This is a genomic window from Caulobacter sp. FG7 (assembly GCF_057808875.1).
This window is the reverse complement of sequence record NZ_JBMDIW010000030.1, coordinates 1-12,745: the sequence shown is the minus strand read 5'-3', so window position 1 is coordinate 12,745 and position 12,745 is coordinate 1. Positions and strand designations below refer to the sequence as shown.

The following is a 12,745-nucleotide window of genomic DNA, read 5'->3' as shown; positions in this document are numbered from 1 at the left end:
CCGGGCGCGCCGCAAGATCTGACGGAGCCATCGACTTGTCCAAGCCCGCCCTTCGCGTCCTGCTTCCGACCCTGGCCCTGCTGGCCGCCTGCTCGGATCCGGCCTCGCGCAGCCAGGCCCAGTCCATCCCGGAACTCGCCCAGCCCACCCGCAAGGCGCCCACAGATCCGGGCTCGATGAAGTCGTCCTTCGCCCCGGTGGTGAAGAAGACGGCCCCGGCCATCGTCAATGTCGCCAGCCGCCGCGTGGTGCAGCGCCAGCAGTCGCGCGACCCGTTCTGGGACTTCTTCATGGGCGGCGGCGGCGGCACGCCGCGCGCTCAGGTGCAGGGCTCGCTGGGGTCGGGCGCCATCGTCCGCGCCGACGGGGTGATCATCACCAACCACCACAACATCGAGAACATGAGCGACATCACCGTGCAGCTCGCCGACCGGCGCGAGTTCCCGGCCACTGTGTTGCTCGACGACCCGCGCTCGGACCTCGCGGTCCTGAAGATCGACACCAAGGGCGAGCGCCTGCCGACCATCGCCATCGACGACCAGGAACAGCTGGAGGTCGGCGATCTGGTGCTGGCCATGGGCAACCCGTTCGGCGTCGGCCAGACCGTGACCAACGGCATCGTCTCGGCCCTGGCCCGCACCGACGTCGGCGCGGCCGAGTTCGGCAGCTACATCCAGACCGACGCGGCCATCAATCCGGGCAACTCGGGTGGTCCGCTGGTCGACATGGACGGTGATCTGATCGGGGTGAACACCTTCATTATCTCGCGTTCGGGCTCGTCCAGCGGCGTCGGCTTCGCCATCCCGGCGGCCGTGGTGAAGCAGGTGGTGTCGACTGCGCTCGGCGGCGCCCACAGCGTCGTGCGGCCGTGGCTGGGCGTGCGCGGCCAGCCGGTCACCGGCGACCTGGCCAAGAGCCTGGGCATGACCACCCCGCGCGGGGTGCTGGTCTCCGACGTCTATCCCGGCGCCTCGGCCGACAAGGGCGGCATCAGGGAAGGCGATGTCATCCTGTCGATCGACGGCCAGGCGGTGAACGACGAGGGCGGCGGCGCCTTCGCCATCGGCACCCACAAGATCGGCGACCGCGTGCCGGTGGTGATCCGCCGCGGCGACCGAGAGCAGACCCTGACCATCCGCGCCGAAGCCGCCCCTGAAGTCCCGGCCAAGGACGAGCGCACGATCAGCGGCCGCAACCCCTTCGACGGGGCGACGGTGATGAACCTGTCGCCCGCAGCCGCCCAGGACGTCGGCGCCGACGCCTTCGCCGGCAAGGGCGTGCTGGTCACCAAGGTCGGCCAGGGGTTCGCCCTGAACGCCGGCCTGCGTCCCGGCGACTTCGTGCGCGAGGTCAATGGCAAGGCCATCAACACCACGGCCGACCTGGCCGCCGCCACCCGCGGCGACGCAGCCACCTGGAACGTCGTCATCGAGCGCAACGGCCAGCGCATCGCCGCGCGCTTCCGCACCTGACGCCTTCGACCCTCTCCCTTCGGGGAGAGGGTTTCCGCTGAGCGCGGAACCCCCTAAATCTCCACCCATGTCCGATCTCTTCCAAGCCGCCGGCATCGCGCCCCACGCGCCCGCGCCGCTGGCCGACCGCCTGCGTCCCCAAAGCCTCGACGAGGTCGTGGGCCAGGAGCATCTGCTCGGCCCCGACGGCCCGATCGGCCGCATGGCGGCCGCCCATCGCCTGGCCTCGATGATCCTCTGGGGCCCGCCCGGCACCGGCAAGACCACCATCGCCCGACTGCTGGCCAAGGCCGGCGGCTATGAGTTCATGCAGATCTCGGCCGTCTTTTCGGGCGTCGCCGACCTGAAGAAGGCCTTCGAGCAGGCCCGCATGCGTCGCCAGTCGGGGCAGTCGACGCTGCTGTTCGTCGACGAGATCCACCGCTTCAACCGCGCCCAGCAGGACGGCTTCCTGCCGTTCGTGGAGGAGGGGATCGTCACCCTCGTCGGCGCCACGACCGAGAACCCGTCCTTCGAGCTCAACGGCGCGCTCTTGTCGCGCTGTCAGGTGTTCGTGCTCAAGCGCCTGGACGAGGCTTCGCTGGAGGCCTTGCTGGCCAAGGCCGAAGCGGCCGAGAACCGCAAGCTGCCCGTCGACGCAGAGGCTCGCCAGGTGCTGATCGCCATGGCCGACGGCGACGGCCGCTACCTGCTGACCCTGACCGAGACCCTGCTGTCGATCGGCACGGACACGCCGCTCAATCCCACCCAGCTGGGCCAGCTGCTCCAGAAGCGCCGCCCCGCCTACGACAAGGACCGGGAGGAGCACTACAACCTCATCTCGGCCCTGCATAAGTCGGTGCGCGGCTCCGATCCCGACGCGGCCCTCTACTGGCTGGCGCGGATGCTCGAGGGCGGCGAGGATCCGCTGTTCATCGCCCGCCGCCTGGTGCGTATGGCCTCGGAAGATATCGGCGCGGCCGATCCGCTGAGCTTGCTGCTGACCACGGCCGCCAAGGACGCCTACGACTTCCTGGGCAGCCCGGAAGGCGAGCTGGCCCTGGCCCAAGCCGTGGTGCACATGGCCAGCGCGCCGAAGTCCAACGCCGTCTACACCGCCTACAAGGCCGCCCGCCGCGCCGCCAAGGAGACCGGCAGCCTGACGCCGCCGGCCCACATCCTCAACGCGCCGACCAAGCTGATGAAGACCCTCGGCTATGGCGACGGCTACGCCTACGATCACGACGTCGAAGGCGGCGTCTCGGGCCAGAACTACTTTCCGGACGGCATGGCCCGTCCGAAATTCTACGAGCCAAAGCCGATCGGCGCCGAAGCCAAGGTCAAGGAGCGTCTTGACCACTGGAGCCAGCTGCGTCGGGGCGGTAAGTGACGGCGATGTCCAAGCCGCCCCGCCGTCCGCCCGCCGCTCCCAAGCCCAAGGCTTCCGACACCCCGATCGAACTGACGCCCGACGAGGTCGCGTTCACGCGCTCGCTGGTGATCCACGAGGACGACAGCGTCTTCGTGCTGAACAAGCCTGCTGGCCTGTCCAGCCAGGGCGGCCGGATCAAGGCCCACACCCTGGACGACCTGCTGTGGGCCCTGGCCCGGCGCGACCGGCCGCGTCCGCGCCTGATCCATCGCCTGGACCGTGACACCTCGGGCGTGATCCTCACGGCCCGCACCAAGCCGGCGGCGACCTTCCTGGGCAAGGCCCTGATGGGCAAGCGCTTCCGCAAGACCTACCTGGCCATCGTCGCGCCCGGCGCGCCCGAGCCGCGCGGCGGCCGGATCGACAGCCCGCTGCGTCGCGAGTCGATCGGCCGCGAGGCCTATATGCGGGTCTGCGAACCCGACCATCCCGACGCCGAGGCCGCCCGCAGCCGCTATCGCACCCTGGCGGCCAACGGCCAGGCCGCGCTCGTGGAGCTGAGCCCCGACACCGGCCGCATGCACCAGCTGCGCGTCCACATGGCCTCGATCGGCCGGCCGATCGCCGGCGACAGCCGCTATGGCGGAACGCTGATGCTGGCCGGCGCGCCCGTGCCGCGCCTGATGCTGCACGCCGCCCGGCTGGTGTTCCCTCATCCCGAAGGCGACGAACTGCGCATCGAGGCCCCGCTGCCCGACGACTTCAAGGCCGTGCTGGAAAGGCTGGACTTGGCGCTGCCGGAACGCTGAACTTGGCCGGGCCGTTTGAGAGGCAAGGGAGAAACGCCATGAAGACTCCGCTCGCGCTTGTCGCCTGCGCCCTCATCCTCGGGGCCTGCGCCACCGCCCAGCCCACCATCTACCGCCCGCAGGCCAACGCCACCGACGTTGGCTTCACCCAATACAAGATGGAGGACGGCCGCTATCGCGTGACCTTCCGCGGCGGCTCTGGCGCGCCGGTGGGGCAGGTGACCGATTACGCCCTGCTGCGGGCGGCCGAGTTGGCCCTGGCCGACGGCTATTCCTGGTTCCGCGTCGCCGACCGCGTCACCCAGTCGACCGGGGGAGGGGGCGGCCCCACCTTCTCGGTCGGCGGCGGTTCGGGCAGCTATGGCCGTCGCTCGGCCGTGGGCCTGGGCGTGGGCACGAGCTTCAACCTCGGCCCCAAGCCCGCGCTCAGCACCACGCTGGAAGTCGTGTTCGGCAAGGGACCGCGCCCGCCGGGCGAGGCCTACGACGCCCAGAGCGTCGTCAACACCATCGGCAAGGGCATGGGCCGCGTCTGAGACCTAAGGGGCGGAAACCTCGCCCTTCGACAGGCTCAGTGTGAGGTTTCTCTATCGTCCAGGCGTTTGACCTTGGTCCTCATCCTGAGCTTGTCGAAGGACGAGGACCACGCTCAGCCCGTGATCAAGCCGCGTTGCGCGCCGCGTAGGGGTGCGTGGCCCGCAGCGAGGCGTGGGTCAGGCCGGCGGTCTCGGCGGCGGCGAAGTAACCTTCCGCCGGCAGGCCCTGCAGGCTGACCATCGGCGCCAGGCCCCGGGCCTCGCGGCCGAAGGCCATGATGTCCATGGCGATCTTCTCGGCTGGGCCGCCCAGGTCGCAGGCGTCCAGCGTCAGGCCGGCCAGGCGCGCGTCGCGCAGGTGCTTGAAGGCTTCCTTGTCGGGCGGCACGCGGGCGATGACGCCGCGGGTCAGGGCCTTCAGCAGGCCGACCACTTCCAGCAGGCGCCCGGCGGGCGTGCCGCGGGTGACGTCCACCAGCTCGATCATCACGCCGCCGCGCAGCAGGGCCAGCGACAGGCCCGAGGTGCCGGTCAGGAGGTCGCGGCCGCGCTGGGTGCCCAGGGTGCGGAACGAGGCCGGCAGCACCAGTTCGGGCTTTTCGTTGCCTTGGGCCGCCTTGGCGAAGGCCGCGCCGTAGCGCAGCGTCGCCTCGTCGATGAAGGCGATGTCCTTGTCGGCCAGCTTGGTGATCGCGCGGCCGCTGATCGAGCGGCCGGTGCCCAGGTGGGTGACGATCGGCTCGACCCGGATGGCGGTAGTGACGTTGCGGCGCAGGCCGATGACGTGCTCGAGCGCGAAGTCCACGCGCAGGGCCGCGCCGCCGCTGGTGGTGAAGGCCACCGGGGTGCGGCGCATCTCGTCGCTGACGTCGATATCGGTGCGGAACGGCGAGCGTTCGGAGTCGCGGCGAGCCCGGGCGGCCAGCACCACAGCCGGATCGATCGGGCGGCAGACGACGCCGCCGGCCTCAATGCCGATCACCGAGCGCACGCCGATGTCGCGCAGCTCGGCCGCGCCCAGCAGGTGGGACAGCACGTCCTCGAGGATGCGAACGCTGGCGGCCTGCGCCGACAGGCCCTGGTCGTTGTGCGTAGCGATCAGGAAGTCGTCCTCGCTGACCCGGCCGCGCAGGTCGGCGCGATCCAGGTGCTCGTTCAGCTTGCGCTCGACATAGGTCCAGACGTCGGTGCGCTTCTGCTCCCACCAGTCGCCGGCCCAGCGGCGGACGGCCTTGATGCTGATGACGTTCACCGCGCCGCGGCCGACCAGGTCCGACCCGGCCAGGCGGTTCAGCATCGCCGGCGGCAGGGCCAGGCGTTCGGTCGTGTCGTCCTTGGGGGGCAGGGAGGCGGGCATCTGACCGTGGGATTCGCGAGTGGAGCCCCTAGGTTGCGCCCGCCGCCGTTAACCCGCCGTGCAGGAACAGGGTTGAGGTGAGCTTTACCCTTTCGGCAAAACCTTGTCGGAAAAGGCTCTTTCTGGTTTCGGGGCGTTAATTTTGTGCGCTGCGGGATCGCGGGGGACGGGCGCGGGCGCATCACCCTTGCGACGCATCGACCGCCTTGCTCGCCCCGGCCTTGGCGTTCGGCGCCGCTCGGCGCATAAGGGGCCCATGAACAAGGTGCTTCTCGTCGCCGTGGGCGGCGCCGCCGGCTCCGTCGCCCGCTATCTGGTGGGCATGGCCGCGCTGCGCTGGATCGGTCCGGGCTGGCCCTGGGGCACGCTGACCGTCAACATCGTCGGCGGTTTCCTGATGGGAGTCGTCACGGGCTGGCTGGCGTTCCGTTCGGCCGGGCAGCAGGAGACCTTCCGCGTGCTGCTGGCCACCGGCGTGCTCGGGGGCTTCACCACCTTTTCGGCCTTTTCGCTGGAGACCGCGCTGATGATCGAGAAGCGCGCCTACGGCTCGGCCCTGACCTACACCGCCGTCAGCGTGCTTCTGGCGCTGTCGGCCCTTTTCGCGGGCCTTATGCTTGCCCGCAGGATGTTCGCCGCATGAAGGAAGTCCGCACCCTCTACGTCGATGGCGGCGAGGACGGGGTTCGCCTCGACCGTTGGTTCAAGCGCCGCTGGCCGCACCTGAACCATATCCAGCTCAACAAGCTGTTCCGCTCGGGCCAGGTCCGGGTCGACGGCTCGCGCGCCAAGGCCGACACCAAGCTGGCGGCCGGCAGCCAGATCCGCGTGCCGCCGCTGCCCGACGCGCCCGATCCCTCCGAGAAGGGCAAGCTGTCGGCGCGCGACATCGCCTACGCCCGCTCGCTGGTGCTGTACGAGGACGAGGACGTCCTGGCGCTGAACAAGCCCGCGGGCCTGGCCGTGCAGGGCGGCACCAAGACCACCCACCATATCGACAAGCTGCTCAGCGCTTGGGGCGAGGGCGTCGACCGCCCGCGCCTGGTCCACCGCCTCGACCGCGACACCTCCGGCGTGCTGCTGCTGGGCAAGACGCCCAGCGCCGCCGCGCGCCTGTCGGGCGCCTTCGCCAAGCGTAAGGCGCAGAAGACCTACTGGGCGATCGTCGCGGGCAACCCGCACCCGCTGGAAGGCGTCATCGAGCTGCACCTGGCCAAGCGCGGCCTCAACGACCGCGAGATCGTCGTTCCCGCCGATCCCAAGGACAAGGACGCCTCGCCGGCCGAGACCGAGTTCGTCACCATCAGCCGCGCCGGCCCGCGCGTCACCTGGATGGCCCTGCGCCCGCACACCGGCCGCACCCACCAGCTGCGCGCCCACATGAAGGCTATCGGCCACCCGATCCTGGGCGACCCCAAGTACGGCGACGAGAAGTCGGCCCAGCTTTCGGAAGGGCTGAAGCTGCAGCTGCACGCCCGCTCGATCCTGCTGCCGCACCCGAGCGCGGGCATGCTGCACGTCGAGGCGCCGCTCAGCACCGAGATGAAGGCCGGCTTCGCCAAGTTCGGCTTCACCGAGGACGAGGCCGACCAGGATCCGTTCGCCCGCCGCCAGACCAAGCGGCGATGAACCAAGGCCTGGTCCAGCAAGCCTGGGACCTGCTCGGCCGCGGCCAGGCCGAGCAGGCGGTCGTCCTGACGGCGGCCGGCGCGGCGCGGCCGACGGCCATGCCGGGCCTGCTGATCGTCCACGCGGCGGCGCTGAAGGGCGTGGGCCGTCACGCCGAGGCCCTGCCGTTCAACGAGCGGGCCGCCCGGGGCGCTCCGCAAGACCGGCTGGCCTGGTACAATCTGGCCGCCACCAACGGCGATCTTGGCCGCCAGGCCGAGGCCGAAGCGGCGGTCCGCAAGGCCATCTCGCTGGGCCTCGAGGCGCCCGAAGCCCGGCTGGTGTTGGCCCGCGCCGTGCAATTCCAGCACCGCTACGACGAGGCCGAGGCGATCTTCCAGGATGCGATCGCCCGTCGTCCCAACTTCGTCGACGCTCATCGGGATCTCGCCCAGCTGCGCTGGATGCGCACCGCCGATCTCGATCACGCGCTCTCGCCGCTGAAGGCGGCCCTGGCGCGGCAGTCCGATCCGCGGCTGCTGCACGTGCAGGCCCTGGTCGAGGAGTTCGCCGGCCGCTTGCCCCAGGCGCTGGACACCCTGCGGCTTGGCCTGCGTCGTCACCCGAACGACCTGCACCTGCTGGTCACGGCGGCCCACGCCGCCGCCGAACTGGACGATACGGCGCAGGGTCTGGCCCATGCCCAGGCCGCCGCGCGCCTGGCGCCGGGCGCCGCGCCCGTGCTCAAGAGCCTGGCCGAGGCCCTGCTGGCCGCTGGCGACGCGGCCGGGGCCTCGTCGGTGGCGGGCTCGGTGCTGCAGGCTTTTCCGTACGACCAGCACGCCCTGTCGCTGCAGGCGCTGGCCTGGCGGATCCTCGGCGATCCCCGCTACGGCGCGCTCTACGACTACGACGCCTTCGTGCGGCCCTACACCCTGCCGACGCCGCAGGGGTGGAGCGATCTGGCGAGCTTTCTGGTGGACCTGCGCAAGCGCCTGGGGCAGATGCACGACCTGGAGACCCACCCGTTGCAGCAGTCGCTGCGCGGCGGCGCCCAGGTGCAGTCGCTGCACACCTCGCGAGAGCCGATCTTCCAGGCCTTCTTCGCCAGCGCCCGCGCCACCGTCGAGCGCTACGCCGCCGAGATCGGCGAGGGAAGCGATCCCTTGCGCATCCGCCGCACCGGCAAGGCGGTGGTGCAGGGCGGCTGGTCGGTCAGCCTCAAGCCCAACGGCTTCCACACCGACCACGTCCATCCGCAGGGCTGGGTGTCGTCGGCCTTCTACATCGACCTGCCGTCGGGCGTGGACGACGAAGGCAAGCGCGAAGGCTGGATCAAGTTCGGCCAGCCCGGCTGCGCGACCGCGCCGAAGCTGGCGGCCGAGCATGCCGTCAAGCCCGCGCCGGGCACGCTGGTGCTGTTCCCGTCCTACATGTGGCACGGCACCGTGCCGTTCACCGGCGACACGCGCCGCCTGACCATGGCCTTCGACGCGGTTCCGGGGTGATCCCCGGATTCCTTCTTCCGTAAAATCCCCGCGAAAGCGGGGACCCAGGCTTTTTCTGAAACCCTCGGCGCTCGACGATAAAACTCCTGGGTCCCCGCTTCCGCGGGGATTTTACGGTTGTTTTGTCAAACCAACCCCGTCACCGCTTTCGCCCCGGCGCTGTCCACGAACACCTTCTTCTCCACGTCCGCCCGATCCACGCCCAGGTGGTCGATCAGCACGCCCTTGAACAGGCCGCGCATGTCCAGCGTGGGGGCCAGGTCGCGGTTCTCGAACAGGGCCGTTTCCGACAACGTCGGCCAGTCGCCGATGATCCCGCCGCGCTTGAGCGCGCCGCCCAGGACCAGGGCGGTCGAGCCGGTGCCATGGTCGGTGCCGCCGGTGCCGTTGGCGCGGGCGGTGCGGCCGAACTCGGTGACGGCCACGACCACCGTATTCTTCCATTCCGGCCCCAGGCCCTCGTGCAGGCCGCCCAGCACGGCGTCCAGATAGGTCAGGCGCGTGGCGATCTGGCCGACCTGGCCGGCATGGGTGTCGAAGCCGTCCAGCGACAGGGCGGCGATCTGTGGGCCGTCGGCCTGGCGCATGAAGCCGGCCAGGGTCGAACCCAGCTTGCGGGCGGCCTCGCGGCCCTGGCGATTGTCGGCGGGACGGCCGCCGGGCTGGTTCATGGCGGGCGTCGAGGCCATCATCATGCCGCTCTGCGCCGCCGGCCCCGGCGACAGGGCCGTCATCGCCGCCTGAGCCATGGCCTCGGTCTCCAGCCCGCGGGCGAAGGCCGGACCCAGCAGCGGGTCGCCCTTGTAGAGGTCCTGCAGCAGGGTGGGCAGGCGCGCGGCCTCGTCCAGCCCCTTGCCCGGCGACCAGCTGGCGGCCTGGACCTTGCCGCGCAGGATCAGCGGGGCGGTGGTCCCGACCGACAGGGCCTCGGTCTTGCCGGGTCCCATCACTTCCAGCGTGCGGTTCAGCCAGCCGCTGTCGGCGCCGTAGACCTTGGCCTCGCCGGTCTCCAGCACGTCCTGGGCCTCGAAGTGCGAGCGGGCGCGGTCGGGGGTGGCGATGGCCGGGGCGATCCGGGCCTGGCCCTGTTTCGCAAGGGCGTGGACGCTGGTCAGCGACGGATGCAGGGCGAAGGTTTCGTCCAGCTTCAGCGCCTCTTCCGGCTTGATCGCGATGGCACCGCGCAGGGCCGCGTAGCCGGGGTCGCCGATCGGCGGGGCCACCGACAGGCCGTCCATGCCGCCGCGACAGACCACGACCACCAGTTTCTTGGCGCCGTCGGCGGCTTGGGCCTGGCGGCCGACGAAGCTGACGGCCACGCCCAGGCTGGCGGCGGCGGCCAGGAACGAGCGGCGGGAAGGCGAGGGGGAGCGGTCGGTCATCGGCGTTGGAACTCCGGACTCATCACCAGGAGGGCGAAGGCTTCACGGCGGGTTTCGGCGCGGGCGACGGCGCGGGCCGTGGGCTCGCTGAGCCGAGCGCCCAGCGCGGAGCGGGCCAGGTCGTCGGGATCGCGGGTGTCGGCCACGGCGGCGGCGAACCCCTGCGTCCACTGCATGCGCTTGACCAGGCCGTCGGGCGAGGCCCAGGCGCCGGCCTCGTCGGGCCAGCCCTTGGGCGAGGGCGGATAGAACGGCTTCTGGCCGAGGCTGGTCAGGATCGGGTTCAGCCGCTCGAAGGACGCGGGCCGTCCGCCGACGGCGCGCCAGGTCGAGATCACGAACTCGTACGGCGTCTTGATCTTGGCCGGGGTCGGGTCCCAGGCCTCCGGCGCGGCGATCAGCGCCTTGGCCACCTCGCCGAGCTGGCCGCCGGTCTCGATCCAGCGCGTCTCCAGCCGCTTGACCAGGGCCGGCGGCGGATCGTCGGCGACGAAGTGGCGGGCGATCTTGCCGCAGACATGACGGGCCGTGCGCGGATCGGCCGCCAGGGCCCTCAGCACCGACAGGCCCTGGTCCTCGCCGCCCTGCGCGTAGGCCTTGCCGAGGATCGAGCGGGCGCCCGGCTCGTGGGTGTTGGCGCGGAACACGAAGGCGCCGATGTCGGGATCCTGGGCGCGGCCGATGCTGAAGCCGGTCAGGGCGCGGGCGAATTCGGTGACGTCGGCCTGGCTGTAGCCGGCGTCGACGCCGACCGTGTGCAGCTCCAGGATCTCGCGCGCCAGGTTCTCGTTCAGCCCGGTCCGCCGGCCCTTGCGCGTCTGGTAACGGGCGGCGGGGCTGCCTGGCCCCACCGACTGTGCCTGGTCCAGATAGGTCAGCATGGCCGCGTGGGTGCTGGCCGCCAGCAGCATGTCCTCGAAACGGCCGAAGGCGTGCGGGCGGATGGCCTCGCGCTCGAACGGGCCGATCACGATCGAGGCGGCCTGCTTGGTCTGCGAGACCGTGAAGTGGTTAGCGAAGAACAGCGCCCAGCGCTCGCGGAAGGCCGCCTCGGTATCGGCCGCCAGCTGGGCGCGGGCCAGGAAGTCGCCGGTGGTCTTCTGGCGGATGTAGCGCTGGACGTCCCTCTGCGCCTCGGACTTGGCGTTCGCGCCGGGGGCGTCGACCAGCGGGATCGGCTTCATGTCGTCGCCGGCGACCATCCTGGCCTCCTGGCGGGCGGCGCGGCGCTCCTGCCGAAGATCGGCGAAGGCGGCGTAGCGCACGGGCGCGCTCTCGCCGTCGTCCTTTGGGATGTCCGCGCCCTCGCGGCGGACCTGGTCTGCGAGGAAGCCGCGCGGATCGCTCCGCGCCGCCTCGATTTCGCCGGGCCGCGCGCCCAGGCCGAAGCGGGTGGCGGCGATGGCGGCCATCATGTCCTTGGACGGCAGGCTCAAGCCGGGCTCTCCCTTGCGATATGGCGTCCGATCGACCATTCAACGCACGTGGCGCGCAAGTCCGTCGCCAGCTTCCCGTGAAAATGAGCCGTTCCCGTGTCCGACAAGCCTGACCTGATCGAAAAGCCGCGCCGCTTCTACAAGGCCGCGACCGCCGGCGACGCCAAGGACGGCCTCTATCCGGTGCTGCTGGACGGCCGCACGCCCAAGTCGCCGCAGAAGAGGCCGCTGGCCCTGCCGACCCTGGCGCTGGCGAAGGTCGTCGCCGACGAATGGGAGGCCCAGGAAAAGGTCATCGACTCCACGGCCATGCCGGCCACGCGCCTGGCCTTCACCGCCATCGACCGCATCGCCGAGACGAGGGCGGAAGTAGCCCGCGAGGTCGCCGCCTATGCCGGTTCCGACCTGCTCTGCTACCGCGCCGATGGCCCCACGCCCCTGGTCGAGCGCCAGGACCGCGAGTGGGGCGCGATCCTGGACTGGGCCAGGGCCGAGCATGGCGTGGCGCTGGAGCCGGTCACCGGCATCATCCACGCCCCGCAGCCGCCGGCCACCCTGGCGGCGGTCGAGGCCCTGGCCCTGACGCTGGACGACTACAGCCTGGCGGGCGTGGCCTATGCCGCGGGCCTGTTCGGCTCCACGGTCCTGGCGCTGGCCCTGCGCGCCGGCCGCGTCACCGGCCAGAAGGCGCTGGACCTGTCGCGCCTGGACGAGATCTACCAGGCCGAGCAGTGGGGCGACGACCACGAGGCCGTCACCCGCGCCGCCAACCTGGCCATCGAGGCGGCCGTGCTCGAGCGGTGGTTCGCCGCCCTTCGCCGCTGAGGCCCGGCGAGTGAAGAGCGCGCTGGTCTACGTCCTGGCGGCGGTCTGCGAGATCGGCGGCTGCTTCGCCTTCTGGGCCTGGCTGCGGCAGGGCCGCTCGGCGCTGTGGACCATCCCCGGCGTCCTGGCCCTGGTCGCCTTCGCCTGGCTGCTCACCCGCGTCGAGGCCGAGGCGGCCGGGCGAGCCTTCGCGGCCTACGGCGGCATCTACATCCTGTCGTCCATCGTCTGGATGCGGACGGTCGAGCAGGTCCGCCCTGATCGCTGGGACCTGATCGGCATGGCCGTGTGCCTGGCGGGCGCGGCGATCATCCTGTTTGGCCCGCGGGCCGCCTGACGGCTTCACCTTGCCAGCCCCGCCGGGGCTCTTTACGCCTTTGGGTCCAGTCCCTGCTTGGAGCCGAAGACCTTGCAACACATCCTGGAAGAGCTGGAGCGGCGTCGTGAACAGGCCCGCGCCG

Annotated in this window: 12 protein-coding genes; 9 read left to right on the top strand and 3 right to left on the bottom strand. The window is 71.2% G+C overall.

The window, feature by feature from the left end; genetic code table 11:
- Nucleotides 1-35: 35 nt before the first annotated feature.
- The 4 genes from ACODR1_RS20435 (at nt 36) to ACODR1_RS20420 (ending at nt 4,168) form a co-directional block, all read left to right on the top strand.
- On the top strand, nt 36-1,472 hold the full coding sequence (locus tag ACODR1_RS20435; protein ID WP_488882095.1) for a Do family serine endopeptidase: 1,437 nt from the start codon (nt 36-38) through the stop codon (nt 1,470-1,472).
- 67 nt (nt 1,473-1,539) lie between these two features.
- Nucleotides 1,540-2,841: a replication-associated recombination protein A gene (locus ACODR1_RS20430; protein WP_488882094.1), complete on the top strand. Its 1,302-nt coding sequence runs from the start codon at nt 1,540-1,542 to the stop codon at nt 2,839-2,841.
- A gap of 5 nt (nt 2,842-2,846) precedes the next feature.
- On the top strand, nt 2,847-3,632 hold the full coding sequence (locus ACODR1_RS20425) for an RluA family pseudouridine synthase (RefSeq protein WP_101719259.1): 786 nt from the start codon (nt 2,847-2,849) through the stop codon (nt 3,630-3,632).
- A 38-nt stretch (nt 3,633-3,670) separates the two neighbouring features.
- Entirely contained in the window at nt 3,671-4,168 is a 498-nt protein-coding gene (locus tag ACODR1_RS20420) for a CC0125/CC1285 family lipoprotein (protein ID WP_488882093.1), read from the top strand.
- A 124-nt stretch (nt 4,169-4,292) separates the two neighbouring features.
- On the opposite strand, the gene ACODR1_RS20415 is transcribed toward ACODR1_RS20420, so the two are convergent.
- Entirely contained in the window at nt 4,293-5,525 is a 1,233-nt protein-coding gene (locus tag ACODR1_RS20415; protein ID WP_488882092.1) for a hypothetical protein, read from the bottom strand.
- 256 nt (nt 5,526-5,781) lie between these two features.
- On the opposite strand from ACODR1_RS20415, the gene crcB reads away from it, so the two are divergent.
- Genes crcB through ACODR1_RS20400 form a run of 3 tightly spaced genes read left to right on the top strand, consistent with a single transcriptional unit; the run spans nt 5,782 to nt 8,641 of the window.
- Entirely contained in the window at nt 5,782-6,168 is a 387-nt protein-coding gene (crcB, locus tag ACODR1_RS20410; protein WP_488882091.1) for a fluoride efflux transporter CrcB, read from the top strand.
- On the top strand, nt 6,165-7,154 hold the full coding sequence (locus ACODR1_RS20405; RefSeq protein ID WP_101719263.1) for an RluA family pseudouridine synthase: 990 nt from the start codon (nt 6,165-6,167) through the stop codon (nt 7,152-7,154). Before crcB ends, ACODR1_RS20405 begins: the two co-directional genes overlap by 4 nt.
- On the top strand, nt 7,151-8,641 hold the full coding sequence (locus ACODR1_RS20400; protein ID WP_488882090.1) for a 2OG-Fe(II) oxygenase family protein: 1,491 nt from the start codon (nt 7,151-7,153) through the stop codon (nt 8,639-8,641). The genes ACODR1_RS20405 and ACODR1_RS20400 overlap by 4 nt, the downstream gene beginning before the upstream one ends.
- A 125-nt stretch (nt 8,642-8,766) precedes the next feature.
- Here the strand turns inward: ACODR1_RS20400 and ACODR1_RS20395 are convergent, their stop codons facing one another.
- Together ACODR1_RS20395 and ACODR1_RS20390 are read right to left on the bottom strand one after the other, a co-directional pair.
- Nucleotides 8,767-10,023 carry a DUF1501 domain-containing protein gene (locus ACODR1_RS20395; protein WP_488882089.1) on the bottom strand — a complete coding sequence of 419 codons (1,257 nt, stop codon included), beginning with the start codon at nt 10,021-10,023 and terminating at the stop codon, nt 8,767-8,769.
- Nucleotides 10,020-11,459, bottom strand: coding sequence for a DUF1800 domain-containing protein (locus ACODR1_RS20390; protein ID WP_488882088.1), 1,440 nt, complete (start codon nt 11,457-11,459; stop codon nt 10,020-10,022). Before ACODR1_RS20390 ends, ACODR1_RS20395 begins: the two co-directional genes overlap by 4 nt.
- A 96-nt stretch (nt 11,460-11,555) precedes the next feature.
- Between ACODR1_RS20390 and ACODR1_RS20385 the strand changes: the two genes are divergently transcribed.
- Both ACODR1_RS20385 and ACODR1_RS20380 read left to right on the top strand, forming a co-directional pair.
- Nucleotides 11,556-12,284: an ATP12 family chaperone protein gene (locus ACODR1_RS20385; RefSeq protein WP_488882087.1), complete on the top strand. Its 729-nt coding sequence runs from the start codon at nt 11,556-11,558 to the stop codon at nt 12,282-12,284.
- 10 nt (nt 12,285-12,294) lie between these two features.
- Nucleotides 12,295-12,621, top strand: coding sequence for a YnfA family protein (locus ACODR1_RS20380; protein ID WP_488882086.1), 327 nt, complete (start codon nt 12,295-12,297; stop codon nt 12,619-12,621).
- Nucleotides 12,622-12,745: the final 124 nt, after the last annotated feature.

Bases quoted from the DNA above. Each gene is read 5' to 3' on its own strand.
- ACODR1_RS20400 (WP_488882090.1), top strand. From the start codon at position 7,151: ATGAACCAAGGCCTGGTCCAGCAAGCCTGGGACCTGCTCGGCCGCGGC.
- ACODR1_RS20430 (WP_488882094.1), top strand. From the start codon at position 1,540: ATGTCCGATCTCTTCCAAGCCGCCGGCATCGCGCCCCACGCGCCCGCG.
- crcB (WP_488882091.1), top strand. From the start codon at position 5,782: ATGAACAAGGTGCTTCTCGTCGCCGTGGGCGGCGCCGCCGGCTCCGTC.
- ACODR1_RS20405 (WP_101719263.1), top strand. From the start codon at position 6,165: ATGAAGGAAGTCCGCACCCTCTACGTCGATGGCGGCGAGGACGGGGTT.
- ACODR1_RS20425 (WP_101719259.1), top strand. From the start codon at position 2,847: ATGTCCAAGCCGCCCCGCCGTCCGCCCGCCGCTCCCAAGCCCAAGGCT.
- ACODR1_RS20415 (WP_488882092.1), bottom strand. From the start codon at position 5,525: ATGCCCGCCTCCCTGCCCCCCAAGGACGACACGACCGAACGCCTGGCC.
- ACODR1_RS20420 (WP_488882093.1), top strand. From the start codon at position 3,671: ATGAAGACTCCGCTCGCGCTTGTCGCCTGCGCCCTCATCCTCGGGGCC.
- ACODR1_RS20395 (WP_488882089.1), bottom strand. From the start codon at position 10,023: ATGACCGACCGCTCCCCCTCGCCTTCCCGCCGCTCGTTCCTGGCCGCC.